Source organism: Ensifer sp. GW101-20A05, assembly GCF_059424735.1.
This window is the reverse complement of record NZ_JBWKZT010000014.1, coordinates 1-23,754: the sequence shown is the minus strand read 5'-3', so window position 1 is coordinate 23,754 and position 23,754 is coordinate 1. Positions and strand designations below refer to the sequence as shown.

Genomic DNA, 23,754 nt, shown 5'->3' with positions numbered 1-23,754 from the left:
GACGGATGTCTCCTATCCCTCGCCTTGAACCAAGTCGAACGCTCGACCCTGCCTAGCGGGCTCCGGTAACGTTCATCGGGACCGGTGCCACGCTCAACCAAGTGGCGAGCCGTCACCACGATATCTCGGCAGCCGATCGCTGACATCGGGGTGCTTTACAACAAGGGCGCAATGCATAGCCTATCAACCCCTTTGTCTCGCGGCGCGGCCTTGTTTCTAACGCTATCCGACACCCCAAAGCCGGGGATTTCATCGATCTCGGCGGCCGATCATGACGTCTCAAACCCCAATATCGAGAGTACCGGTCGCCCGCAGCGTTGGATCGCTGGCGAGCGAATGGAGTTGCAACGACTCAGGTCACAAGTCGGGAGCGGCTTTCTACCGGATGGACATTAGTTCTAAAACCGACAACTAATTGGCGCGGTTCAGGAGCGCTTTCGCATTTGCTTGTCAGGCGATACTGTATTTTCTTGGCGGAGGGGCAAGCATGGAACGTCGCCTTACCACAGTAATGGCTGCCGATTTGGTCGGCTATTCTCGTCTCATGGCGGCGGACGAGGAAGGCACCATTTCGCGGCTGCGCGACGCGCGAACCTGCGTGATTGACCCGGCGATTATGGAAGGCGGTGGCCGCATCGTCAAAACCATGGGCGACGGGCTCCTAGTCGATTTCTCATCGCCAGTGTTGGCGGTAAGAGCGGCTCTTCTAATGCAGCGCAACTTGATCTCGCGCGAGTCTCCTCAAGGGGAAGACCGACGTCTGCGTTTCCGGATCGGTATTCATCTGGGAGACGTGGTGATCGATGGGGACGACATCCTCGGCGACTGCGTCAACATCACTGCGCGTTTGGAAACCATCGCACCCGCCGGAGGCATCTGCATATCTCGTGCAATCTACGATCATGTGCAAGGCAAGATAGAGGCTGGGATGACGCGGCTCGGGCCGCAGTCCGTTAAGAACATCCCCGAACCAATTGACGTGTGGCAGGTCGAGGTGGACGGCACGGCGCCGAGCCCGGTTCGGCTCTCTGGGCAGGAACGTGCTTCGATCGCGGTTCTCCCATTTCAAAATTTTTCTGCCACCCCCGATCAGGACTTCTTTGTCGACGGACTGGTCGAAGACGTCATCACGGAACTAGGTCGCTTTCGATGGTTGTTCGTGATCGCTCGCAACTCGACTTTCGCCTACAAGGGAACAGCTAAGGACGTACGCCAGATCGCCCGAGAACTTGGTGTGCGCTATGTCGTGGAAGGATCGGTTCGGCGGTCAGGTGATCGGTTGAGGATTACTGTACAGCTAATCGACGCGCTGTCCGGAGCACACATCTGGGCCGAGCGGTGGGATCGTCCGATCGCCGATTTTTTTGATGTGCAGGATGAGATAACGCGCCGAATTATCGCGGGCATCGAACCAGAACTGGGAGCGCACGAAAGGGGCCTCGCCCTCGCCAAATCGACCGACAACCTTACTGCTTGGGAACTTTGTCACCGCGGCCTTGCTGAATTGCTTTCCTTCGAAGCAGGTTCTCAAGCCACTGCCGAGAAATTCCTTCGACAAGCTCTCGAACACGATCCGAATTTCGCACTTCCCTACGCCTATTTAGCTCGTCACCGATACGCACTCGTCCTTTGGGGGCGTGCCGCAGACGTGCCTGTCGCTGTCAAGGAAGGATTATCGTTCGCCACGAAGGCATTAAAAATCGACAGGCGGAGCGATATCGCGTACGCGATGATGTCGCTCCTTCTTACGGTGGACGGGCGAGCGGCTGAGGCCATGCCTGTCGCTGAACAGGGCCTTGCATTAAATCCCAACTACGCGTTTCTTCACTTCGCACATGGAATGGCAGCTGTGCGGCTCAGGGACGCCGATACGACGATTAGGGCCGCACAAAATGCCATCGATCTCAGTCCTCACGATCCATCTACGTTTGCGTTCAAGACACTACTCGGTATTGGCTTAATGCTGAGGGGCGAGCCCGATGACCTCTCAACGGCCCGGATGCATCTACGGGAAGGCGCGTCCTTCGAACGCACAACCTATTATCCATTCATTGGGGCAGCGTTGCTCGCCCTCAGGGCGGGCAATACCGATGAAGTAAAGATCTGGATCTCTGACGCTTTGAAGAAGTTTCCAAACCTGAATGCGGAATACGTCCGAGAGGCGGCCCACCCATTCTATGAAGGCAGTCCTTACTGCGACTACCTCGACAGGTTGATCGAGCATGGGCTTCCCCCGGGAGAGAAGCGTCGTATCGAAGAATAATCGCGTCGTACTGCCAGCACAAAAGCACCGACGAAATCATCAGGCGGATGCCGGACGAGCATCGCTATCCCCGACCCCAGCGCGCCGTGGCAGAAGGGTGCGGTGGAAAACACCAACAAGCGCATCCGCCGGTTCATGCCAGGCGATACCGACCTTGCAGGCGTGTCGCAACGCAAGCTCATCCAGCTTGCTCGCCATCTCAACGACCAGCCGAGAAAGTGCCTCGACTCAGAACACCGGCCGAAGTGTTTCGGGCACATTTGCAAGAGGGAGGCTGAACCCCTACCCTAAAACCGGCGTGTTGCACTTCAGTTAGGATCTCCCAGGCCGCCCAAGCCGCGTCTCCCAACCGGATAATGCAGAGCACTGGCGAGGTTCTCGGCGGCTCGGATGTGGGTTTCGAGATTCCGGGTGAAGGTGTCTTTGTTCGGCGCAACATCCCGCCCGACAAGGAGACCGGCATCGGCACCTGGAACAGCAGGGCACATCGTCAAGGCGATTCAGACCGGCGAACCGCCGGATGGCCGCATCCTTGCGCCGATCATGCCCTGGCATGCTTTCGCGGAACTCACCGAGGATGACGCTAAGGCGATTGCGGCGTTCCTGCAAAACCTGGCTCCGGTCAGCAAGGGCCGTTCAAACCTGGGGACAAGGTCTCGACCGTCGCCGGGGGAGACCGCAGCAACCGCCCAGAAATAGCCGGATTCAAAGCAATGCTTGTCGCTCGACTGAAAGCCGCACAAACGGACAGTCGCCCCTGAACGTGGTTCGGTCGTTCGACCTGATGACACTCAAGAATACGAATTTTCCGAGGTCGTTGGAGTGAAAGTTAGGCTCGCGGCAACAGCGCCCCGTTAGCCTCAGTTCCGTTGTCGCCTTGGTCGCCGGCCGGCATCATTGCCGCCCGGCGCCGTCGCCGCCCGTCAGGTGGCCTGGCTCTCGGTCGAGTGAGGGCTCCACTTGATCAGCCGGGCCTCGGCGATGTCGAGGATGCGGTCGATGATCAACACGAACACAGCGAGGATGATGATGCCGGCGAAGACGCCGACCGCGTCGAAGTTGCCTTCGGCCTGAGCGATCAGATAACCAAGGCCGGCGGAGGAGCCGAGATACTCGCCGATAATCGCCCCGACGACGGCAAAGCCGACCGAAGTGCGCAACGAAGACAGAATCCAACTGGCCGCCGCCGGGAAATAGACGTGGGTCAGCAGGCTTGAGCGCTTGGCCCCGAGAATCCGGGCATTCGCCAGTACCACCGGGTTGACTTCCCTCACGCCCTGCATGGCGTTGAAGAAGGTGATGAAGAAAACCAACGTCACCGACAACGCCACTTTCGACCAGAGCCCCAAGCCGAGCCAAAGCACGAAGATCGGAGCGAGCACCACGCGGGGGATGGCGTTCAGCGCCTTTATGAAGGGGTCGAGGATGCGATAGGCACCGCGGCTAAGCCCCAGCCAGACGCCGGCCGCCACGCCGAGGGCGGTACCGATCACGTATCCGAGCACCGTCTCTGTGAGCGTGATCGAAACGTGCTTATAGAAGCCTGGATCGATGATCCAGGCCACGATCTGTTTCATGATGTCGAAAGGCGCAGGGAAGAAAAAGACGTCGATCACGCCTGCTTCGACACCCAGTTGCCAGCCGCCCACAACCGTCACCAGCAGCACGGCCTGGATTAAACGTTCAGTCATGGCGTTCATAGCTTTTCTCCACTTCACCGCGCAGCGACGACCAGATGTTGCGATAAAGATCCATAAAGCGCGGATCGAGCTTGATTTCGGCGACATCGCGCGGGCGTTCGAGATCGACCGGGAAGCTGTCGATCACGCGCGAGCGTGGTCCGGCGGCAAGCACCACGACCCGATCGCCGAGAGCAATGGCCTCCTCCAGGTCGTGTGTGATCATCACCACGGCACGCCGCTCCTCTTGCCAAAGCCGCAATAGCTCATTCTGCATCAGGTGGCGGGTATGGATGTCGAGCGCCGAGAAGGGCTCGTCCATCAGGATGACCTTGGGGCCAGTTATCAGCGCCTGCGCCATCTGCACGCGCTTGCGTTGACCGCCGGAAAGCTGATGCGGATAGCGATGTTCGAACCCTTTCAGTCCGACTTTCGCCAGCCATCTCATCGATTGCTCGCGACGTTCGGCAGCGCCGATACCCTTGAACATGGGACCGAGTTCCACGTTCTCGATCGCGGTCTTCCATGGAAGCAACGCATCCTGCTGGAACAGATAACCGATGTCGTTCTGGACCCCGCGCACCGGCTGACCATCAATTGATACAGTGCCACTCGCAGGTTTCAACAGGCCGGCAATCGCATTGAGTATGGTGCTCTTGCCGCATCCGGTAGGTCCGACGATGGCGAGAAACTCGCCATCGGAAACACTCAGGTTCACATCCTGCACGGCCACGTAGGCACCGAAGGACATGGTGACCGAGTCGATGGAAACCATCGGCTTTGCTTGATGGGGTCTGTCCGTCGGGGGTGCGGTATTCACTACGGCCAATGCCATGACCTCCTCCTGTCAGTTGGCGGCGACGTTCGGGACCTTGCCGACGAACTCGTTGGTGTAGGTTTTCGTAAGGTCGATTTCGGCCGCGGCGACTTTTTCGTTGAAGCTCTTCAGGACGGCGAGCGGAGTCTTGATATCCTCCTCGTTGATACGGCCGTCCTTTGAAAAGATCGCCTTCGCGTTCTCGACCGCCTTGACGTAGGTGTCACGATCGCCGGAGATGAATTCCTTCGGGAGCTTGTCGACGATCTCTTCCGCGGAGTGGCTATTCATCCACTCGAGCGCTTTGACCGTCGCATTCGTGACCTTCTGGATGGTCTCCGGATTTTCATCGATATAGCTCTGCGTGGCATAGAGGACGGAGGTTGGGTAAATCCCGCCATAGATCGCCTTGGCACCGTCGTCGCTGCGCCCGTCGATCAAGATCTTGCCGACGCCCTTGGCCTCGATGAAGGTCGCTGCCGGGTCGTAGTTGACGAGGAGGTCGACCTTGCCCTGTTCAAGGCCCGCCACGGCGGCAGACCCGGAGCCGACGCCGATCAGCGAGACGTCGTCCGCGGACAAGCCGTTGCGCTGCAGGTAGTAGCGGACGAAGAAATCGGAAGACGAGCCCGGCGAAGTGATCCCGATTTTCGCGCCCTTGATCGTTTCCGGCTTTGCCGGGTCGAACGTGCTGTCCTTGCCACCAGCCAGCACCAGCCCGGAATTGCGGGCGAGCTGCACAAAGGCCACGACGGCCTTCTTCTGAGATTGCATCTGGATCGTATGGTCGTAGAAGCCGACGGCGATATCCGTCGAGCCGGCAACGAGCGCCTGGAGCGTCTTCGAGCCGCCCGACGCAAAGTTCTCTACCGTCACCTCCAGGCCCTCCTTCTCATAAAGGCCGAGACCCTGGGCAACCGGAAAGGGAAGATTGTTGAGATTATAAGAACCGACGCTGATGCGGACGGGATCCGCCAACGCCGAACCGGCAAAGGCGACGGTTGCCGCGAGGGCGAGCATGAGCTTGCGCATGGTATTCTCCTCCTGTTGGTGGCGCCCTCCCGGCGGCCACGATCATTATGCCGCGCAACCCAGTTGCGAGACAGGTTTTGCGAAGACGTGTCCTTCGAACAGCCGGCGGGCGGTGCGAAGGATGCCGGCAACGACCTTGCCGTCCCTTTCATGAAGTTTGACGTCCAGGTGGCCGCTCGGGTGTTCAATCGACAACACCACCGGCGCTTTGCGCGTGCCGACGAGAAGGGAAGCAACGGTGCCTTCATTTATGGAGGCGGTGGCAATCCCCACGGCCCCAGTCGTCGCCAGCGAAGGATGACATTGGTGCGGCATGAAATACCGTACGCTGATGTCGCCTCCCGACGTTGGCCGGGAAATGAGCACCGGCTTCGGGGTCACCTGGTTCCGCACGTCGCCAAGGCCCATCCGTTCTCCGGCAGCGATGCGCAGCTTTTCCAGCCTTCCCAGCAATTCCTTATCAGCATTGAGTTCAGCCGCTGACTCGAAGCCTGTTGCGCCGACCGCGCCTGCCTCGATCAACATCATCGGCATGGCGCAATCGATGCATGTGACAGCCACACCGTCGATGCAATCGATCGGATTGCCGGTGGGGAAAAGCTGTCCGGTACGCGCGCCGGCTGCGTCCATGAAGGTCAGGGCGATCGGCGCTGCGCTGCCCGGTACACCGTCGATCGCCGCTTCGCCGAGATAGGAGACGTTGCCATTCGGCGTGGGAACGTCGGCTTCGATCATCTTGCCGGTATTGACGTTATGGATCCGGACGAGCGTCGTTTCGCCTCGGGCCGGAACGAGACCCGCCTCGATGGCGAAAGGGCCAACCGCAGCAAGCATGTTGCCGCAGTTCGGTGACGTGTCGACGAGCTGTTGGTCGACCCGCACCTGCGCAAAGAGGTAATCCACGTCCGCACCGGGGATGGTGGCAGGTCCGACGATGGCCACTTTGCTCGTCACCGGGTTGCCGCCGCCGATGCCATCGATCTGCAACGGGTGACCCGAACCCATGACGGACAGCAGGATCTTGTCCCGCTCGCTCGCCTCCGCGGGAAGATCGTTTGCCAGGAAGAACGGACCTTTTGAAGTGCCGCCTCTCATCAGGACGCAAGGGATCGCCAGTAGGTCGTTCATCGCTTGTGCTTCCATTGGAATTATGTCATCGCCGTATCAATCCGGCCTATTTGATCCAATTATCGGAAGTACGGTTGATTTGTGAAATGCTAAGAATCGGGAAATTGATGCAAGATGAACATTAATTGCGAGATCCTTGATCTTCGAGCCTTTCTGACCGTGGTAGAGCTGGAGAGCTTTCATCGCGCCGCCGATGCGCTGCACCTGTCGCAGCCGGCGTTGAGCCGACGGATCCAGAAGCTGGAGCAGGCGATCGGAGCACCGCTCCTGGAGCGAACGACGAGGCATGTGTCGGCGACGGCCCTCGGGGCAGAACTAATTCCTCTTGTCCGACGCATGTTGGAGGAATTCGACGGCTCCTTGTTCGCCGTACGCGACGTTGGTACCAATCGAGGCGGATTGGTGACGATCGCCTGCCTCCCAACCGCAGCATTTTACTTTCTACCCACCGTCATTCGCCAGTTCAACGAGGAATATCCCAACATAAGCTTTCGCATCCTCGACCTGCCGGCGACCGACGGCCTCCGGGCCGTGGCACGCGGCGAGGTGGAGTTCGGCATCAATATCATAGGCACATCGGATCCGGACTTGATCTTTGACCGGCTCGTGGAAGATCCTTTCGTGCTGGCAGCGCGCAAGGATCACCCTCTTGCCGCCAAACCCTCGGTCGGCTGGGCAGACCTCGAGCCTTACCATCTGATTACCGTTCATCGATCTAGCGGCAACCGAACCTTGCTCGACGCAGCACTGGCAAAATCGAATATCAAGCTGCGTTGGTTTTACGAGGTGACCCATCTGTCCACCTCCCTCGGTCTGGTGGAGGCCGGCCTCGGAATTTCGGTCCTGCCGCGCATGGCGACCCCGCAGGGTGACCATCCATTCTTGATCACACGCCCCATTGGCGATCCCGCGATATCGCGTACCATCGGGGTGGTCCGCCGTCGGGGCGGCATCCTGTCTCCGGCCGCGGAAAGGTTTCTCAAGATGCTGATGGGCGTATGGGGCAGTAATTGAAGGCGAGCCCCTTACGGCTTAGGTGAACACCGCAGTCGTGGAGTACCTTGATCGTTCCAGCACATGATGGGACTCGCCTGCATTCGGAGCGCGAAGAAGCGCTCTGCCGCAATTCGACCCCAAGCGGCCAGTTCTGTACGCGATGCGGAAAGGCTGCAGTGCGTTGCGGAAACCGGTCACGTGCGTCTATCCGTTTCCAGCGCCTTCCCTGCAATCGCCGTCTGGCCTTTGAACTTATCCTTGTCGTGCGCGGCGAAGCCTACGCGCTGGCGACTAAGCTCGGAAGAACTCCTGCCGCAACTCTCTGCCAAGGCCCCTATGCGATTCAAAACAATCTGCTTCAGGTCGGGGCGAATGCGGGCGCTAGTCTCGCCGTTCGCCCGCTATGGTGATTGCGGCACGGATCGGGCTGTGCCGATGCGTCCCAGGAATCCGGCAATAGAGAGGTCATGCATGAAAACGCGGCTGCTCAAGAAGGATGAAGTAAGGCAGCTAATCGGCATGGCGGAAGTCATCGGCGCGGTGGAAGAGGCTTACAAAGGCTTTAACAGTGATCAGGTGGAACAACCTGACTATATCGGAATAGATCTCCCGTCGCCTCGGGGGGAGATTGACTTCAAGCTTGGTTACTACAAAGCCAACGAAATGATCTCCATGAAGGCGTCTTCTGGAGGGTTCATTGATAACCCGACAGCACACGGCGTGCCCAATGGCATGGCGACCATTCTCCTGTTTGATGCCAGGAGCGGTGCGTTGATTTGCATTATGGATGGAAGCTTGATCCTCGGTCTCAGAACCGGGGCGGCTGGAGCCGTTTCCGTCAAAGCCCTGGCGAGGAAGAACGCCAGGACGATCGCATCGATCGGAACCGGAAATCAGGCAAGAATGCAAATCCGGGCAGTCAACGAGATCATGAACATTGAAAAGATCCACGCGTGGGACAGTAACCCGGATACGCTTTCCAAATACAAGACCGATATCGAAAGCGAGTTCAGCATTCCTGTAATTGCAGCAAATTCAAAAAAAGAAGCCGTTGAGCAGGCCGATATCCTGATTACGACGACCCGCGGGAAAGGGTCGCTTGTGGAAGCGGATTGGGTGAAGCCCGGCACCCACATCGTGGCAATCGGTACAGATCAACAAGGTAAACAAGAACTGGATCCAGAGATATTCAGGAGCGCAAAAGTACTCGTCGACTCAATTGCGCAGTGCGCCGAAAAGGGCGAGACCTGGCACCCGCTGAATAAAAACATCATCACCAAGGACGACATCCATGGCGAAATCGGCGAGGTATTGTTGGGAAGGAAGCCGGGACGAGAAAGTGACGACGAAATCACGATTTTCGATTCCACGGGCATGGCCATACAAGACAATACGACTGCCAGCAAAATCTATCAGAACGCCATAGCCAATAACGTCGGCACGTTCTTTCAGTTCGTTGAGTAATGACCATGCGCAATTACCCCACCATTCAGGATATCCGTGAAGCTCAGGAACGGCTGAAACCGCACGTCAGGCACACGCCGCTACTACGTGCGGACAAAATAGAGAAAGCCGCTGGTTGTCAGCTATATCTCAAACCGGAAACCCTGCAGATTACTGGCGCCTTCAAGATCCGCGGCGCCCTGAACAAGGCTCTCTCGCTCTCGAGAGAAGAGATCGCAAACGGCATTATCGCGACGTCGTCGGGCAATCATGCCCAAGGGCTTGCTTATGCCGCCAGGATGCTGGACGTAAAAGCGATATTGATCCTTCCGGTCACCACGCCCAAAATCAAGATCGAAAACACAAAGGCCCTCGGGGCAGAAGTCATTCTTTTCGATGGCGACACCGCCGCCAGATGGAAAAGGGTGTATGAGATCGCTGCAGAAAACAAATACGCGGCTGTTCACGCTTTTGAGGACCCCATCGTGATGGCCGGTCAGGGAACGATCGGGTGCGAAATACTGCAGGACCTGGACGATGTAGATACGGTCATCGTTCCCATAGGCGGCGGCGGGCTAATCTCGGGTATCGCTACCGCCATCAAAGAAACGAAACCATCGGTGCGCGTTATCGGGGCAGAGCCTGCCTTGACACCGAAGTATTTTCACAGCCGGATAAACAAGGAGCGCACATCGCTTCCCTTGAAGAACACAATTGCGGATGGCTTGAGGATAAGCGTTCCGGGTCAAAACCCCTATCCGATTATCGAAAAGTATGTGGACGAGATTGTTCTTGTTGAAGACGAGCACATCATCGCCGGGATGCGTGCTCTTGCCAAGGATGCGAAATTGATCGCTGAACCAGCTGCCTCGATTGGCGTCGGAGCACTGTTGGCGGGCAGCATAGACGTCAACCCCGATGAAAAAGTCTGCGCGGTGTTGTCTGGCGGGAATTGGGATTTACGCGACCTTGCCGAGATATACAATGTAGCGGGGTAATCAGTTCCAGCTTCGGTCAGTTCACCACCCGGCCGCAGTTAACCTTTTGCGGTCCTCATCGCCAGGAATCCGCCCGTCCGGAATGCGGCCCGAACACGTCATACGGGGATCCGCTTGGCGACGACCGCTCTCCACCCGCTACCCCCGTCGAGAGCAGCGAAGCTAAAGGTCGTCTTCGGGCCAAAAGTTAAGGCTCGCCCAAGACGCGGGAACGACCGCTTTGGTAGGTCGGCTCCCAGAACCCGCCAATCCGCAACCGGCCCCAAAGTGGAAATGGTTTCCGCTTTGCGTCCCCTTGTCGGTCGTTAAGACAGCCGGTTTCTCGTTCTGAGAGCTGCCGGTCGACCACGAAAGCGATAATGCCGCCTGTGAGCCGTTCAGGCGGCTAGCGTTCCCGCAATAATCGAGTGCTTTCCGTCCCATTCTCAATACTTTCAGGGCATCAGGTGAGTTGAGCGAGGATATCGTCGACGACACTTGGGACGGTACCCGTCGTGTCGATATTGATGCCGATGGGAAGATATTCCCGGGTATGATGGTAACGGATCACCAGCGTCCGCTCGGCCGGCTCGAAGCCCGGCTCATTTGGCCGCCCATCCAATCGTCGGTTCAAGGTCTCAACGTCTATATCGAGCACGAAAACCTTGTCGAAAAGGTCCAGGAATTTGTGGAAATTGCGCGAGCCGCCACAGAAGAAGGTGGCGGGATGGGTGGTGTCGGCAGCAATAGCGCGGACCTTGTCGACGCGCCAGATCCAGTGGGCGTATCCCCAAACAATGCGGTCCGCGCCTTCGGGTGGCCCTGTGAGTGCCTGGCCCGTCTCGGGGTCGCCGACATAGGCCAAGACCCGATCACCATGGACGACATGGTGGCCCCGCCGCTCCAGTTCGGTAGCGACAGACGTTTTCCCAGTGCCGGAACCGCCTTCGATCAGATAGTTTTTGATTCCCATAGTCGCCGCTTATCGTGGACTTCGATCTGGTGAAAAGACACCCTACCTGGGAACGCTTCGCCAAAGAAATGACGGCCCCTCTCACCGCTCACATACGTTTTCCAAGCGGCCTAACCTTGGCCGAAGGAGATATTGAGGATGCGCTGCGGAGCATAGACATGTTAGGCGCTTAGGGAAGGACAACCGCATCTTGCAGCATTCGCCCCGGTGCGCCTCACTGCCATCAACGGTGGTGCGCCTGAAGCGGGACGCTAGTAAGCCAGCTGCGCGCGTAGGCTTGGGACGATCCAGTCGAGGAAGCACCGCACCTTCAGCGGCAGGGGATCGGCTGGTCCATGGATAACGTTCACAGGTAGCGGTTCCGGTGCAAAGTCCGTCAGCAATTCGTGCAGAGCGCCGGAGCGCAACTGATCGGAGATCTGGTAAGACAGCACGCGGATAATGCCGATACCGGCTATTGCAGCCTGAATGGCAGCCTCCGTCGTATTGACCGCGAATTTGGGGCGCGGCTCGATGGCAAAGGCCGCGCCGTCCCGGCGGTAGCGCCATTCCGGCGCGGTCGCAAAGCCCTGAAAGCTTATGCCGTCATGGTGGCTGAGGTCTTCCGGCTGAAGCGGAACGCCTCGGCGGGCAAGATAGTCGGGGCTCGCGCAGATCACCCGTCGGACGGCGCCGACGCGCGTTGCGATAAGCGCGCTGTCCGCCAAGTGTCCGATCCGCAGGGCCACATCGACGTGCTCGTCTGCCAGACTTAGCTGCCGATCGGCGAGGGTCAGACGCAGGTTGATATCGGGTTGCTCCTTCAGGAACTCCAGAGCTATTGGCAGCAGATGGCGCTCGCCGAAGGCAATCGGTGCGGTCACGTGCAGCCCTCCACGCAGCGCGCCATAGTCGCCGCTGGCCTGCCGCTCTGCCGCGTCCAGTTCCTCCAGAATACGACGTGACGCGGCGACGAAGCTGCGCCCCTCATCCGTCAAGGAGAGGCCGCGGCGGGTGCGCAGGACCAGGCGCACGCCAAGGTGTTTTTCAAGATCCGCGACCCTGCGGCTGACCGTGGCGAGCGGTGCATGCAATCGCCGCGATCCAGCCGAGAGGCTGCCGGCGTCCACCACCGCCAGCAGCACCGACATCGCTTCAAACCGATCCATCGTATCCTTCCGGAAACTGAGAGGAAAGTTCCTGAAATGGCAGGATACCCTATTGGTTTCGGATATCCTAGCTTTTGCGTCGATCCAGGGGACGCCGGCCGGCTCCCCGTATTGCCAATGATCAGGAGAAAGACGTCATGCCTCAACTTTCACGTCGTGCCTTTGCCAGCGCTCTTCCTCTCGGCCTCCTTGGGGGAGGACTGATCAGTGGCGCACCGGCCCCTGCCGCCGCGCAGAATACCGCCAAAACGCCGGTCAGCATTACGCCGCTGGCGCAGATCCGCATCGGTCGCTTCACGGTGACGGCGCTGACAGACGGGTACGCCGATATGCCCTTCGACTATTTTCCGGGACGCGCTCCGGCCGAGGTGGAGCAGGCGGCAGTCGCTCAGTTCACCGCCCGGCCGAGTGGGGTGCGGTTCCTCTTCAACCAGTATCTCATCGATGATGGTGAGCGCCGCATCCTGATCGATGCCGGTGCAGCGGGCTCGATCGGGCAGACCGGCAAACTGCCGCAGGCGCTCGGTGCGCTTGGCCTGCAGCTTGACCAGATCGACGCGGTGATCGTAACGCATATGCATCAGGACCACATGGGCGGTCTGATCGCCGGAGGCAAGAACAACTACCCAAAGGCGGAGCTCTACATCGATCGTCGCGACGTCACCCATTGGACCGACCCGGCCAAGCGCAGCGGCGCGCCCGACTATCTGCAAACCAGCTTTAAGATGGCGGAGGAGGTGGTGCGCCTCTACCCGAAACTCCAGGCGATTGACGGAGAACGCGAAATTGTGCGCGGCGTCTCAATTGTCGACCTGACCGGCCATACACCCGGCCATATCGGCGTGCGGGTCGAGGATGACGGGAAGAGCCTCATCATGGTCTCGGACATGATCTTTCCGGTCGTGCATCCGGGGGCGACCGACGTGTTCTTCCTGTTCGAGCAGGACCGTGCAGCGGCCAAGGCAATGCGCGACCGCTTTTTCCCTCGCGCCGCTTCGGAAGGCGCACTCATCGCCGCCACGCACATGCCCTTCCCAGGGCTCGGCCGTGTCGTCGCCGACCGTGGGCAGATGCGCTGGGAGGTGGCGGACTGGGCCTTGCAGGATTGAAGTTAGCTCCGGCGCTCTAGAAAGTTAGGAACGGAATGAGCAGCAGATATCTCAGTATCGCCACGACGCCCTCCGTAGCGGCCGCACAGGAGCACTATGGCAGCGCGGAGCAGTGGGCGCGGATCGCGCGCGCTCACGCAGACGAAACTGCGCAGAGCCAGCGCCTCGGTCCGGCAGAAACGGCCTTCATCGGTGCGCGCGACGGTTTTTATCTTGCCAGTGTCTCGGAGACCGGCTGGCCCTACGTCCAGTACCGTGGTGGGCCTGCGGGCTTTCTCACCACGGTTGACGCATCGATGCTGGGCTTTGCGGATTTTCGCGGTAACCGGCAATACATCACGACAGGCAATGTCAGCGCCAATGACCGCGTCTCCCTGTTTCTGATGGACTACGCGCACCGGCGGCGCCTGAAAATCTATGGTCACATGCGCGTCATCGATGCAGAAGACGATCCGGTGCTGGCGAAAAAGCTGACCGTACCCGACTATCCCGCTCGGGTGGAGCGTCTCGTCCTCATCGCGGTGGAGGCGTTCGACTGGAACTGCCCGCAGCACATTACGCCGCGCTTCACTCTGGCTGAGCTGGAGCGTTGGCGATTGGAGTAACCAGATGTTGTTTTTCCTCAGTAAAGGCTTCCAGGCCATTGACCAGCCGGATGGTCATGCCCCCTCAAGGCAATAGATACATGCCGGATTGGCGGCTTAAAAGCGTTGCAGCACGAAAGCCGCTGGTCCGCTTGCGGCCCGAGGGCTGCCAGCCTCAATCGTTTCTCTTTCGGCCAATTAAGGCCAAGGAGAAATGAAATGGGAAACTCTCGATATGATGCTGCAGCCCGCGGCCGTGCCGCATGGAATGCGGGGAGACGGTCGGCCAGCCTATTGGCGTGGCTTGAGAGACGCGGTGGCACCGTCGATGAATACGCTTTCCCAAGTCGGGTCGATCACTCGCGGCACATGAGCACGCGACAGTACGCCCGTCTGGTTGATGAATGGGTCACAGCGATTGGGCTTCGAGCATCGGACTATGGCACGCACTCGCTGCGAAGAACGAAAGCGGCCATGATCTACAAGGCAACCGGCAACCTGCGCGCCATCCAGATAATGCTCGGGCACACCAAGATCGAGAACACGGTCCGATGTCTCGGTATGGACATCGAGGATGCGTTGCTTTTGGCTGAGCGAACCGAAATATGAACATGGAACGGTCATTCGCTCAAAACGGATGACCGCTTCGTCGGCTGGTTCTTCATTCACGAGATCCGATTTGGGGTGGGGAGCGGAACGGCGGCTACGGCCAGTCGAAGGAGGCGCATGAAGAGTTTCATGCCGTCTTGAAGGCTGGAACCGCCGCCTTGGGCGTGCTTGATCCCATCCATGGCAGCGACAATGAGATTGGCCAGCTGCGCAGGTGGCACTTGCAGAGGTTCAAGATCGATTTCGCCCTTCTGCGCAGCAGCCAATATGGTTTGCGTCAGCAGGTTCAAAAGCTTCTGGCGCGCGTCGAGCGTAATATCGGCCGCCAAGGCCACGTTGGCGGCAAATAGCTCATCTGCATCAGCGCTGCCGCCAAATGGCGCAATCAACTCCCGCTGAAAAACCGCCATGGCCTTGGCAATGCGATCAAAGGCACACCCGTCGCTCGCCAGCACCGCTGCCACTTCATCCAAGGCCTTGGCGTGGGCGCGAACTGAACCGGCCCGAAACAGCTCTTCCTTGCTGCTGAAGCTCAAATAGAGCGAGGCGCGCGAGATCGACGCCGCACGGGCAATGTCCGCCATTGACGTCTTGCGAAAGCCAAAGCGTACAAACACCGGCAAGGCTGCGTCCAGGATCAGGGTTATTTTTTGGTCGGGCTGCATGATGGGCAGATTGACACCTTCAGTCCAGACTGTCAAAAGACGATTGGACATTTAGGGTTCAAGTGTCTAATCGGTATGACCGACTGATGCGGTCAGAAGGACATTCGATGAAAACAGAGACGAACGCTGCAAATGCAGCGGTGCTGGTTACCGGCATTGGTGGGTTTCTCGCCGGGCACGTCGCCTTTCAGTTGCTTAAGCAAGGCTATCGTGTGCGCGGTAGTCTGCGCCACATCGAAAAAAGTGACAGCGTGCGACGTCTGCTTGTCGCTCATATTGGCAAGGATGCTCTGGAGCGGCTCAGCTTCGTGCAGGCAGATCTTGATAGCGACGATGGCTGGCCTGCAGCTGTCGAAAGCTGTCGTTATGTCATTCATACCGCGTCTCCCTTTCCTCCTGGGTTTCCGGAAAATACGGACGCTTTGATCCAGACCGCCCGTGAGGGCGCTTTGCGGGTACTCCTTGCGGCGCACAACGCGCGCGTCGAGCGGGTGGTCCTCACATCCTCGATAGGTGCCACCAACCATGGCGACGGGCAGGCCCCCTTCACCGAAGAAAATTGGACTGACCCGAACGGTCCGCGGGCAACGCCCTATTACCAGTCAAAAACTTTGACTGAGCGTGCTGCCTGGGCCTTTGCGCGCGACGTAGGGCTCGAACTGACTGTCATTAACCCGAGCATGATCCTGGGGCCGTTGCTCGGAGCGAATTTCGGGACATCCGTGGGACTGATCCATCATCTGATGACAGGACAATTCCAAGGTATTCCACGGTTTGGTTTCTCAGTGGTGGATGTGCGCGATGTGGCGCGGGCTCACCTGCTGGCGATGACGCAGCCCGAAGCCAAAGATCAAAGGTTTATCGTTGGCGGGCGCTTTTTCTGGCTCAAGGATTTGGTAGCTGTCCTGGCTGCGTCCTTCCCAGAGTACGTCTCACGGCTTCCTTCAGGTGAAGTTCCCGATGAGGTGGTTAGGGCGATGGCGGAATCCGACCCCCATGCACGAACCATCGTTCATGAACTCAATCGTGACCTGAGTGTCAGCGCAGCAAAGGCCCGGCATGTCCTGAACTGGCGGTCGCGCTCAGAGGAAGAGGCTATACGGGCTAGCGCCCAGAGCCTGATTGACTTGGGCTTGATCGCAGCCATGCCGCCGACCGCCGCAGCCTCCGTATAGTCGTCACTTATTTAGAGATCGAGCGATCTCGCCTTTTTCAATTGGAGAATACCATGACGACCCGATCCCCCGATACTGTCGAAACCTCCAGCACAATAGAGTTTTTGCGTGAAACGGAACGCGCCAGACTGCGCGCCCTCGTCGTCGCTGATCTCGACCGTGCAAGAAAGCTTCACGCACCAGACTTTCAATTGATCACGCCAATCGGCGTGGCCCTTTCCAAAGACGAGTATCTGGGGTCTATCGCATTGGGCAAAATTCGATACCTGACCTGGGAGCCTGCCGACATTGCGGTGCGCCTGTACGACACCGCTGCGGTCATCCGATATCGCGCCCAGTTGGAGGTCTTGTTCAGTGGGCACAAAGTCCCTCTCAGTGATTACTGGCACACCGACGTCTACGAACAGCGTGATGGCCAATGGATGGTCGTCTGGTCTCAGGCGACCAGCATCAGCGGATAGTCGGTGCCGCAGCCACGACAGGGGCCTGAAGTTTAGTGCAGACCGTCAAGCCGTCTACGCAGACAAATCGGCCATTTAGGTAATTGCAAGCAGCTTTGGGGTCTACGTTTTTGGAGAGCGAATGGCCGAATTGCGGTCGCTTACTGAACGGCAGTTTTCTGCCGGACGCTGCTCCGAAGCAGACTGTCAGCAAGCGGCCCCAAAGCCGACTTTCAATCCCTTGATGGGATCAGAACTAATGACCCAGTTATTATTCCCGCTGTTAAAGGTTCATTCCGCAAGACATGAACTTGGCCTGTTTGGCGCTCTCCCCTCGCTATCCGGGAGTTTCAATCGCGACCCGCCCGCGATCACCTGCGAGGGTAGGCAAGGAGAATGGCCGCGTCTTCGAAGGGCCACGACATAACCTCACCGCGACGAATGCTCCCCGAAGCCCAAAAGCTCGCCGAGCGCCGAACGCTTGCCCACGAGATCGGCGAGCGTGTATTTGTCGAAAACCGCCACAAAGGCGGCTGTGGCTTCCGAAAGCACGCTCGGCAAGGCGCAGGCGGGCGCGATACGACAGCCGTGGCAATCTATCAAATCCGTCAGCCCTTCAGTATGCCGAAGCAGGGCGCCGAGATTGATCTCGTTCGTCGGCCTCGCGAGGCGTATGCCGCCATTGCGACCGCGCACGGACTCCAGGAACTCAGCGTTCGCAAGGTCCTGAACAACCTTCATCATATGGTTTTGCGAGACAGAGAACGTGTCCGATATCTCCCGGATCGAGCTAAGCCCCGATGGCCGTGATCCCAAATAGATCATCAATCGCATTGCGTAGTCGGTATATTTGGTGAGCCTCATCGGGGTCTGCGTCAAATAGTCCAATCCAAAAACATGCATTTGATTAGCATCTTTGTTCTCGAATAAATAGATGCATCTGAGATACATGTTTAAGGGCGGATTTGCGATGAGCTCGCAAGCGATAACCGAAACAGACATCCGAACGGTCGTTGAACGTTTCTACGCCGAAGCGCGATCCGACCAGGTCTTGAACGCTGGCTTCGCGGCCGTAACAGATTGGGACGACCATCTCGAGCGCATGACGGCATTCTGGGGGTCGATGATGATGTCCACCGGCCGTTACAAGGGCAATCCGGTGGCAATGCACTTGATCCACCTTGAACGCATCCACCCGGGCATGTTCGAGCGCTGGTTGACGCGTTGGAGGAAGGTCACTTCAGACGCCCTGTCGCCGGAGGTTGCTGCCGAGATCCAGTCAAGGGCCATCAGAATTGCTTCGCGTTTGTCGTCCGCCCTGTTTGGATCGGACCACGCAGTCCCGCCGGCCAGACCGCTTGAGCTTGCCTCACGGCCCTATAGGAGCACACCGGTTTTCGACGAAGACACGGTCCCCGAACCGCTCCTGCAGTTTCACAGGCTGCGGCCGCAGACCTGGGCGAAGCTCACCGTCCTTGAGGGAAGCCTCCACTACCACCTTCATTCTCAGCCGGTGATCGAAGCGGACACCCGCTCGCCGGTCATCATCCCCCCGGATGTGCCCCACCACCTCCAGATCGTAGGCCCGGTGAAACTTCAATTGCACTTCTACGATCATCAACCTGCCCCCCACTGATGCACCGCATCGAAAGGAAAGATCATGCCGAAACCACTCTCACCCGAGACCGTTCAGATCGTAAAGGCAAGCATCCCGGCTCTCGCGGCACACGGAGCGGACATCACGAAGAGCATGTATGCCCGCCTATTCCGTGACGATCATATCCGCGAGCTGTTCAACCATGCAAATCAGGGCGAAGGCGGCTCACAGGTTAACGCGCTTGCCGCCGCCATTGTGGCCTACGCGCAAAACATCGATAACCTTGCCGTGCTCGGCCCCGTGGTCGAGCGGATCGCGCACAAGCACATCGGGTATCATATTCTGCCCGAGCACTATCCCTTTGTGGCCACGGCCCTTCTCGCCGCCATCGAGGATGTGCTCGGAAATGCAGCGACACCTGAACTCTTGAATGCATGGGGCGAGGCTTACTGGTTCCTGGCCGATATTCTCAAGGAGCGCGAAGCCGAGATCCGCGGCGAACTGCTGAAGCGCTCGGGCGGCTGGGATGGCTGGAGAGACTTCGTCGTCGACGCGAAGGTTCGCGAAAGCGATGTCGTCACCTCGTTTGTCTTGAAGCCCAAGGATGGCGGTCGCGTTGCGCGCCACAAGCCCGGCCAATATCTGACGCTTCGCTTCCAACTGGACGGCCAGGAGATCAAGCGCAACTACTCGATCTCCAGCGGTCCCAGCGATAGTTTCTACCGCATCTCGGTCAAGCGGGAAGCGCAGGGACAGGGTGGATCGCGATACCTCCACGATCGGGCGAGCGTCGGCATGGTGTTGAGTGCGACCCCGCCGGCCGGCGACTTCTTCCTTCCCGAAGCGCCGGAGAAACCGGTCGTGTTGCTTTCGGGCGGCGTTGGCCTGACGCCGATGATCAGTATCCTGGAGACAATCGCCGAGGAGCATCCGAACCTTGAAGCGCATTTCATCCACGGCGCGCTGAATAGCGGGACGCATGCCATGGACCGGCATGTTCGCCAGCTCGCCGACGCGCATGGCAAGATCAAGATCAGCAGCTTCTACAGCGCGCCCACAGCTGAGGACGCGGTCGGACTGTCTCACGACTTCGACGGCTTCATCACCGCAGAGTGGCTTCGCAAGAATACGCCCATTGAAAATGCTGAATTCTATCTCTGTGGACCGAAGCCGTTCCTTCGCGCCCTCGTTCCGGCGCTGGCCAGAGAAGGCGTTTCAAGCGAGCGGGTTCACTTCGAGTTCTTTGGCCCGTCCGACGAACTGATCGCCGCCTGAAGGCGGCGAACAACGAAATGTGGCATCGTCACTCCGATCCTGCGGCCGCCGCTTTCAGTGCCGGCCGCAGGACAGTGCCTGCTCGTTTTTCAGACCAGCGCTCGAATATCAGGCGCCACCTCACCGTCCCGGCCGCGCCAACGACCGGGCGATGTCGATGATGTCGTCCCGTGCCGCCGTTGGGTCTTCTTTGTTCCAGGCAACACCAAGCCCGATCTTCAGATCGACGCCGCGCACCGGCCTGAGCTCGAAGTTGCGGTTCGGCAGGTCCTTCGTCCATTCCGGCGCAAAGCCGATGCCGAGGCCGGCAGAGACCAGCGACACCAGCGAAAAGGTGTCGTCCAGCTATAGGCAATGTTGCCGGTCAACCCATGAGTCTCGAACATCTCGGAGAAATAGCGCTCAGAGTAAGAGAGGTTCTGACGGGAGAAAGCGATGATCTTCTCGGATCGCAGATCCTCAATGTCGATCTCGCTTCGAAGCGCGAGCGGGCTCCTCTTTTCGACTGCCAAGAGATAGCGCTCATGCGCGATCGAGAAGAAGCGCAAGGAGCCGATGTTTTCAACCGGTCGGATGAAGCCGAGATTGATCTGGCCATTTTCGATGGACCGGATGATGTCTGAGGTCGAGCCGCTTCTCACATGCAGCGCCACATCCGGAAACTTCCGGCCGATGCGGGCGAGAAACGCCGGCAGCACGCCGGTCGTTGCCGGATAGACGGTTCCGATCTTGATCGTGCGTGCCGCCTTGCCGGCCACCGAACGCGCCACCTCCATAGACAAACCGACATCGCCGATGATCCGGACGGCCCGATCGTAGAACACCTCCCCTGCCCGCGTCAGCTCGACCCGGCGCGTCGACCGCTCGAGTAACCGCACCCCGAGCTCCTTCTCCAGCGCCTGGATGTGCGAACTCAGCGCCGGCTGGGCGATGCACATCCGCGCCGCCGCCCGATTGAAATGCAGCTCCTCGGCCACCGCAACGAAGAACGAAAGTTGGCGCAGTTCCATGTCGTGCTCCGCGCTTAATGCGAGCAACTCGATCGCCGTGTCTCCAGCGACGCCTTGCCTTGCTAAAAACGATAGGCGCGGCAGGTCGCACGCTCGCGCGCGCTCCTTTGGCTCGCTATAGTCCGAATAGAATCACCTCTAAGCGCAATGCGCTCCGAGGTTGTAAATACTCACCAAAATTCGCCACGTCAAGGCGAAATCGATATGGAGAGGCGATTTTGTTGCCGGTTCAATGCAGAATGGCTCGCACAGCTCTTCAGATGAGCGTCAAGGAGCTTGCTGAGGCAGCGACAGTCTCCACCAACACGATCGTGCGTTTCGAACGCGGCGAAGAGCTTAAACCTCGCACGGTTGCTGACATTCGTTCTGTCTTGGAAAGCGCCGGCATAGCATTCATCGACGGCGACTACGCGGGAAGTGGTGGGCCTGGCGTGCGACTGAGCAAATAGTGCCGCTCTCCCGAACGACAGCATTCCAGTCGATACATTATGCGATCCCACACGCACAACTCGGAAACGTACACAGAACAGTGGGCAACGAGCAGTGGCTCGGGGTGAATGGAAATTCGACTCTACTCAACGCTCGCGATTCGAAGTGGCGGGCGATGCCTTTTGCACCATAGGAACGGATGGACACAAGAACGGTCACGTCGCAGAGAAAAATTCTTCGAAGTTCTTCCAGGCTCGGCTCCGTTGGAGGAGGTGGTTTCTAAATGCGGAGCGCATCCTCGCAAAGTCTTCGTATCCGCATTGCCGTGCCAAGCGATGCACAGACGACGTCGACACGGAGCACGACACTGCGACAGACTTCGCCGTCCCGAATGCGACAAGGTCGGGATCCTGGAGCAGGACCTGCATGGCCTGTTTCAGGGCGGCCGGAAGGATGATCTCGCGCGTGATAATTCTCACCTTGATGTCCTCGACGCTGAGGGTCGACGTTGGCATCTCCCGTTGAGTTCCTGTCAATTTGTCACCGGTTTGGATACTAGCCATCGCATCGCCCTCCCACGTGATCGGCACCCGATCAATTCGGTGTCCGCGCCGCAACGAGGAGGCCCACTCACCCCATGCGCTCTGATGCGTAGCTTCCAGGCGAAGGCGGAAACACCACGGTTTTGTTACCGTTGAGGAAAACACGACCGTGAATGTGAGCGTGGATCGCCCGAGCCAGGACCTGAGCTTCGACGTCGCGACCAAGGCTGACGTAGTCGTCGTTCGATTGACTATGGGTGACGCGGACGATGTCCTGCTCGATGATCGGGCCTTCGTCGAGATCTGCGGTCACGTAGTGGGACGTGGCGCCGATGAGTTTCACACCGCGTTCGAGGGCCTGTTTGTAGGGATTGGCTCCTTTGAAGGAGGGCAGGAACGAATGATGGATGTTGATTACGCGACCGGACATCTCCCGGCACATGCGATCTGAGAGCACTTGCATATAGCGCGCGAGCACGACGAGCTCCGCCGCGGTCTCCTCAACGATGCGCATCTGCTCCGCCTCGGCCTGAGCTTTGCTCTCCTTCGTCACCTTGATGTGGTGGAACGGAATGTCGTGGTTCACAACAACCTTCTGGTAATCCAAGTGATTGGAGATGACCGCGACGATGTCGATCGGAAGCGCGCCGATCTTCCAGCGGTAGAGCAGGTCGTTCAGGCAGTGGCCGAAGCGTGAGACCATGATGATCACCTTGCGCTTGACCTTCTCATCAAAGAAGTCGAACTCCATTCCGAAACGGTCCGCAATCGGTTGAAATCCAGCCCGCAGCGACTCCAATTCCCGTCCGCCTTCGGAGCAGAAACTGACACGCATGAAGAACTGGCCCGTGTCAGCGTCATCGAACTGCGCGCTGTCGGTGATGTTGCATTGCTCTTCCGCCAGGAAGGAAGAGATGGCGGCAACAATGCCACGGGTGGATGCGCAGCGCACGCGCAGGGCAAAACTCGACATGGATGTCCTCTCGCTAGGTCAAGTTGCGGCCGGCGCCAGGCTTTGCCTGAACGCCTCCAGCGTATTGGATAGAAGGCAGGCTATGGTCATGGGCCCGACCCCTCCGGGAACGGGCGTAATGGCGGTAGCGTGTCCTGCCTCCGAAGTCGCCACGTCGCCGACGAGCCGCACGCCGCCCGCGTCGCTCAGCCGGTTGATGCCGACATCGATGACGACCGCACCCGGCTTGATCCAGTCGCCCTTGATCATTTCCGGCCTGCCGACGGCGGCGACCAGAATGTCCGCGCTCCGGCATATCTCCGGCAAATTGCGGCTGCGCGAATGAGCGACCGTCACGGTGCAATTTTCGGCAAGCAACAGCTGTGAAAGCGGCTTGCCGACGATGTTGCTACGACCGACCACCACGGCGTGAAGGCCCGACAAATCGCCAAGACGGTCCTTGAGAAGCATTATCGATCCGAGCGGCGTGCAGGGCACCAGCGATGCCTGCCCGGTCGCAAGACGCCCGGCATTGAGGACATGAAAGCCGTCCACGTCTTTCTCGACGGCGATTGCATTGATGACCGTGTACGCTTCGATTTGCGCAGGCAGCGGCAGCTGAACGAGAATCCCATGAACCGAACGATTATCGTTCAAGCGTTGGACGAGCGCGAGGAGCTCAGTTTGCGTCGTCTGCTCCGAAAGCCGGAACTCCAGGGACTTCATCCCCGCTTCAACGGTCTGGCGATGCTTGTTGGCGACGTAGACGCGGCTTGCCGGATCGTCGCCGACGAGAATGACCGCGAGCCCCGGAACCTGTCCGGACATTTCTTTTACGGCGTCGACTCATAAACTTTGGCACCATATTCTTGTTGCGACGAGCTTTACGGCGGCGAGGTAGTTTTCCGGGC

The 23,754-nt window shown here is 58.8% G+C and carries 20 protein-coding genes and 5 pseudogenes; 14 read left to right on the top strand and 11 right to left on the bottom strand.

Annotated elements, in window-relative coordinates; all coding sequences use genetic code 11:
- The first annotated feature begins 487 nt into the window (after nucleotides 1–487).
- The 3 genes and pseudogenes from AC070A_RS26920 to AC070A_RS26910 form a co-directional block, all read left to right on the top strand.
- Nucleotides 488–2,263 carry an adenylate/guanylate cyclase domain-containing protein gene (locus AC070A_RS26920; protein WP_057248370.1) on the top strand — a complete coding sequence of 592 codons (1,776 nt, stop codon included), beginning with the start codon at nucleotides 488–490 and terminating at the stop codon, nucleotides 2,261–2,263.
- Nucleotides 2,264–2,335: 72 nt separating this feature from the next.
- Nucleotides 2,336–2,541 (top strand): annotated as a pseudogene (locus AC070A_RS26915) (transposase); the annotation flags it as partial.
- A gap of 99 nt (nucleotides 2,542–2,640) precedes the next feature.
- Nucleotides 2,641–2,962, top strand: a pseudogene (locus AC070A_RS26910) (c-type cytochrome); the annotation flags it as partial.
- 224 nt (nucleotides 2,963–3,186) lie between these two features.
- On the opposite strand, the gene AC070A_RS26905 reads toward AC070A_RS26910, so the two are convergent.
- Genes AC070A_RS26905 through AC070A_RS26890 form a run of 4 tightly spaced genes read right to left on the bottom strand, consistent with a single transcriptional unit; the run spans nucleotide 3,187 to nucleotide 6,919 of the window.
- Nucleotides 3,187–3,963, bottom strand: a complete 777-nt coding sequence (locus tag AC070A_RS26905) for an ABC transporter permease (protein ID WP_057248371.1) — start codon at nucleotides 3,961–3,963, stop codon at nucleotides 3,187–3,189.
- Nucleotides 3,947–4,777 carry an ABC transporter ATP-binding protein gene (locus tag AC070A_RS26900; RefSeq protein ID WP_112996349.1) on the bottom strand — a complete coding sequence of 277 codons (831 nt, stop codon included), beginning with the start codon at nucleotides 4,775–4,777 and terminating at the stop codon, nucleotides 3,947–3,949. The genes AC070A_RS26905 and AC070A_RS26900 overlap by 17 nt, the downstream gene beginning before the upstream one ends.
- 12 nt (nucleotides 4,778–4,789) lie before the next feature.
- Nucleotides 4,790–5,791 carry an ABC transporter substrate-binding protein gene (locus AC070A_RS26895; protein WP_112996350.1) on the bottom strand — a complete coding sequence of 334 codons (1,002 nt, stop codon included), beginning with the start codon at nucleotides 5,789–5,791 and terminating at the stop codon, nucleotides 4,790–4,792.
- A 45-nt stretch (nucleotides 5,792–5,836) separates the two neighbouring features.
- Nucleotides 5,837–6,919, bottom strand: coding sequence for a 4-oxalomesaconate tautomerase (locus AC070A_RS26890; protein ID WP_112996351.1), 1,083 nt, complete (start codon nucleotides 6,917–6,919; stop codon nucleotides 5,837–5,839).
- 114 nt (nucleotides 6,920–7,033) lie between these two features.
- Here AC070A_RS26890 and AC070A_RS26885 point away from each other — a divergent pair, with 114 nt between their 5' ends.
- The 3 genes from AC070A_RS26885 to AC070A_RS26875 all read left to right on the top strand — a co-directional run bounded on the left by AC070A_RS26885 (nucleotide 7,034) and on the right by AC070A_RS26875 (nucleotide 10,356).
- The gene (locus AC070A_RS26885) at nucleotides 7,034–7,933 is read left to right on the top strand and encodes a LysR family transcriptional regulator (protein WP_057248375.1); all 900 of its coding nucleotides are present in this window, start codon (nucleotides 7,034–7,036) and stop codon (nucleotides 7,931–7,933) included.
- A 453-nt stretch (nucleotides 7,934–8,386) separates the two neighbouring features.
- Nucleotides 8,387–9,379 carry an ornithine cyclodeaminase family protein gene (locus tag AC070A_RS26880; protein WP_113737306.1) on the top strand — a complete coding sequence of 331 codons (993 nt, stop codon included), beginning with the start codon at nucleotides 8,387–8,389 and terminating at the stop codon, nucleotides 9,377–9,379.
- Entirely contained in the window at nucleotides 9,379–10,356 is a 978-nt protein-coding gene (locus AC070A_RS26875; RefSeq protein ID WP_492383608.1) for a threonine/serine dehydratase family protein, read from the top strand. Before AC070A_RS26880 ends, AC070A_RS26875 begins: the two co-directional genes overlap by 1 nt.
- A gap of 442 nt (nucleotides 10,357–10,798) precedes the next feature.
- Here AC070A_RS26875 and AC070A_RS26870 read toward each other — a convergent pair whose 3' ends face one another.
- Nucleotides 10,799–11,308 carry a GTPase domain-containing protein gene (locus AC070A_RS26870; RefSeq protein ID WP_113737305.1) on the bottom strand — a complete coding sequence of 170 codons (510 nt, stop codon included), beginning with the start codon at nucleotides 11,306–11,308 and terminating at the stop codon, nucleotides 10,799–10,801.
- A 251-nt stretch (nucleotides 11,309–11,559) separates the two neighbouring features.
- The gene (locus AC070A_RS26865) at nucleotides 11,560–12,456 is read right to left on the bottom strand and encodes a LysR family transcriptional regulator (protein ID WP_057248377.1); all 897 of its coding nucleotides are present in this window, start codon (nucleotides 12,454–12,456) and stop codon (nucleotides 11,560–11,562) included.
- Between the two features lie 137 nt (nucleotides 12,457–12,593).
- Between AC070A_RS26865 and AC070A_RS26860 the strand changes: the two genes are divergently transcribed.
- The 3 genes and pseudogenes from AC070A_RS26860 to AC070A_RS26850 all read left to right on the top strand — a co-directional run.
- Nucleotides 12,594–13,565 carry an MBL fold metallo-hydrolase gene (locus AC070A_RS26860; protein WP_057248378.1) on the top strand — a complete coding sequence of 324 codons (972 nt, stop codon included), beginning with the start codon at nucleotides 12,594–12,596 and terminating at the stop codon, nucleotides 13,563–13,565.
- Between the two features lie 35 nt (nucleotides 13,566–13,600).
- Complete coding sequence (locus tag AC070A_RS26855) at nucleotides 13,601–14,170, top strand: pyridoxamine 5'-phosphate oxidase family protein (protein WP_113133904.1); 570 nt, start codon at nucleotides 13,601–13,603, stop codon at nucleotides 14,168–14,170.
- Between the two features lie 267 nt (nucleotides 14,171–14,437).
- Nucleotides 14,438–14,758: pseudogene (locus AC070A_RS26850) on the top strand (tyrosine-type recombinase/integrase); the annotation flags it as partial.
- A gap of 56 nt (nucleotides 14,759–14,814) precedes the next feature.
- On the opposite strand, the gene AC070A_RS26845 reads toward AC070A_RS26850, so the two are convergent.
- The gene (locus tag AC070A_RS26845) at nucleotides 14,815–15,474 is read right to left on the bottom strand and encodes a TetR/AcrR family transcriptional regulator (RefSeq protein WP_057248379.1); all 660 of its coding nucleotides are present in this window, start codon (nucleotides 15,472–15,474) and stop codon (nucleotides 14,815–14,817) included.
- Between the two features lie 56 nt (nucleotides 15,475–15,530).
- On the opposite strand from AC070A_RS26845, the gene AC070A_RS26840 reads away from it, so the two are divergent.
- Both AC070A_RS26840 and AC070A_RS26835 read left to right on the top strand, forming a co-directional pair.
- Complete coding sequence (locus AC070A_RS26840; RefSeq protein ID WP_113737303.1) at nucleotides 15,531–16,598, top strand: NAD-dependent epimerase/dehydratase family protein; 1,068 nt, start codon at nucleotides 15,531–15,533, stop codon at nucleotides 16,596–16,598.
- 53 nt (nucleotides 16,599–16,651) lie between these two features.
- Entirely contained in the window at nucleotides 16,652–17,059 is a 408-nt protein-coding gene (locus AC070A_RS26835; RefSeq protein WP_057248381.1) for a nuclear transport factor 2 family protein, read from the top strand.
- 408 nt (nucleotides 17,060–17,467) lie between these two features.
- Here the strand turns inward: AC070A_RS26835 and AC070A_RS26830 are convergent, their stop codons facing one another.
- A complete protein-coding gene (locus AC070A_RS26830) occupies nucleotides 17,468–18,040 on the bottom strand; it encodes an Rrf2 family transcriptional regulator (RefSeq protein ID WP_492383609.1) in 573 nt (190 codons plus the stop codon).
- Here AC070A_RS26830 and AC070A_RS26825 point away from each other — a divergent pair.
- Together AC070A_RS26825 and hmpA are read left to right on the top strand one after the other, a co-directional pair.
- Nucleotides 18,009–18,674 carry a TehB-like domain-containing protein gene (locus tag AC070A_RS26825; RefSeq protein WP_162770929.1) on the top strand — a complete coding sequence of 222 codons (666 nt, stop codon included), beginning with the start codon at nucleotides 18,009–18,011 and terminating at the stop codon, nucleotides 18,672–18,674. The genes AC070A_RS26830 and AC070A_RS26825 overlap by 32 nt on opposite strands.
- Before the next feature lie 24 nt (nucleotides 18,675–18,698).
- The gene (gene hmpA / locus AC070A_RS26820) at nucleotides 18,699–19,910 is read left to right on the top strand and encodes an NO-inducible flavohemoprotein (RefSeq protein ID WP_113736961.1); all 1,212 of its coding nucleotides are present in this window, start codon (nucleotides 18,699–18,701) and stop codon (nucleotides 19,908–19,910) included.
- A 120-nt stretch (nucleotides 19,911–20,030) separates the two neighbouring features.
- On the opposite strand, the pseudogene AC070A_RS26815 reads toward hmpA, so the two are convergent.
- Nucleotides 20,031–20,920: pseudogene (locus tag AC070A_RS26815) on the bottom strand (LysR family transcriptional regulator).
- Between the two features lie 239 nt (nucleotides 20,921–21,159).
- Here AC070A_RS26815 and AC070A_RS26810 point away from each other — a divergent pair.
- Nucleotides 21,160–21,369 (top strand): helix-turn-helix domain-containing protein, encoded by a 210-nt coding sequence (locus AC070A_RS26810; protein ID WP_492383610.1) that lies wholly within the window; start codon nucleotides 21,160–21,162, stop codon nucleotides 21,367–21,369.
- Between the two features lie 610 nt (nucleotides 21,370–21,979).
- Here the strand turns inward: AC070A_RS26810 and purU are convergent.
- Nucleotides 21,980–22,864, bottom strand: a complete 885-nt coding sequence (purU, locus tag AC070A_RS26805; protein ID WP_113736964.1) for a formyltetrahydrofolate deformylase — start codon at nucleotides 22,862–22,864, stop codon at nucleotides 21,980–21,982.
- A gap of 18 nt (nucleotides 22,865–22,882) precedes the next feature.
- Nucleotides 22,883–23,689: pseudogene (locus AC070A_RS26800) on the bottom strand (bifunctional 5,10-methylenetetrahydrofolate dehydrogenase/5,10-methenyltetrahydrofolate cyclohydrolase); the annotation flags it as partial.
- Nucleotides 23,690–23,754: the final 65 nt, after the last annotated feature.

Excerpts from the sequence above, each read along its gene's own strand:
- AC070A_RS26830 (WP_492383609.1), bottom strand. The coding sequence starts at position 18,040 with ATGTCTGTTTCGGTTATCGCTTGCGAGCTCATCGCAAATCCGCCCTTA.
- AC070A_RS26810 (WP_492383610.1), top strand. The coding sequence starts at position 21,160 with ATGGCTCGCACAGCTCTTCAGATGAGCGTCAAGGAGCTTGCTGAGGCA.
- hmpA (WP_113736961.1), top strand. The coding sequence starts at position 18,699 with ATGCCGAAACCACTCTCACCCGAGACCGTTCAGATCGTAAAGGCAAGC.
- AC070A_RS26845 (WP_057248379.1), bottom strand. The coding sequence starts at position 15,474 with ATGTCCAATCGTCTTTTGACAGTCTGGACTGAAGGTGTCAATCTGCCC.
- AC070A_RS26865 (WP_057248377.1), bottom strand. The coding sequence starts at position 12,456 with ATGGATCGGTTTGAAGCGATGTCGGTGCTGCTGGCGGTGGTGGACGCC.
- AC070A_RS26900 (WP_112996349.1), bottom strand. The coding sequence starts at position 4,777 with ATGGCATTGGCCGTAGTGAATACCGCACCCCCGACGGACAGACCCCAT.
- AC070A_RS26855 (WP_113133904.1), top strand. The coding sequence starts at position 13,601 with ATGAGCAGCAGATATCTCAGTATCGCCACGACGCCCTCCGTAGCGGCC.
- AC070A_RS26880 (WP_113737306.1), top strand. The coding sequence starts at position 8,387 with ATGAAAACGCGGCTGCTCAAGAAGGATGAAGTAAGGCAGCTAATCGGC.
- AC070A_RS26835 (WP_057248381.1), top strand. The coding sequence starts at position 16,652 with ATGACGACCCGATCCCCCGATACTGTCGAAACCTCCAGCACAATAGAG.
- AC070A_RS26840 (WP_113737303.1), top strand. The coding sequence starts at position 15,531 with ATGAAAACAGAGACGAACGCTGCAAATGCAGCGGTGCTGGTTACCGGC.
- AC070A_RS26905 (WP_057248371.1), bottom strand. The coding sequence starts at position 3,963 with ATGAACGCCATGACTGAACGTTTAATCCAGGCCGTGCTGCTGGTGACG.
- purU (WP_113736964.1), bottom strand. The coding sequence starts at position 22,864 with ATGTCGAGTTTTGCCCTGCGCGTGCGCTGCGCATCCACCCGTGGCATT.
- AC070A_RS26885 (WP_057248375.1), top strand. The coding sequence starts at position 7,034 with ATGAACATTAATTGCGAGATCCTTGATCTTCGAGCCTTTCTGACCGTG.
- AC070A_RS26825 (WP_162770929.1), top strand. The coding sequence starts at position 18,009 with ATGAGCTCGCAAGCGATAACCGAAACAGACATCCGAACGGTCGTTGAA.
- AC070A_RS26860 (WP_057248378.1), top strand. The coding sequence starts at position 12,594 with ATGCCTCAACTTTCACGTCGTGCCTTTGCCAGCGCTCTTCCTCTCGGC.
- AC070A_RS26920 (WP_057248370.1), top strand. The coding sequence starts at position 488 with ATGGAACGTCGCCTTACCACAGTAATGGCTGCCGATTTGGTCGGCTAT.
- AC070A_RS26870 (WP_113737305.1), bottom strand. The coding sequence starts at position 11,308 with ATGGGAATCAAAAACTATCTGATCGAAGGCGGTTCCGGCACTGGGAAA.
- AC070A_RS26875 (WP_492383608.1), top strand. The coding sequence starts at position 9,379 with ATGACCATGCGCAATTACCCCACCATTCAGGATATCCGTGAAGCTCAG.
- AC070A_RS26890 (WP_112996351.1), bottom strand. The coding sequence starts at position 6,919 with ATGAACGACCTACTGGCGATCCCTTGCGTCCTGATGAGAGGCGGCACT.
- AC070A_RS26895 (WP_112996350.1), bottom strand. The coding sequence starts at position 5,791 with ATGCGCAAGCTCATGCTCGCCCTCGCGGCAACCGTCGCCTTTGCCGGT.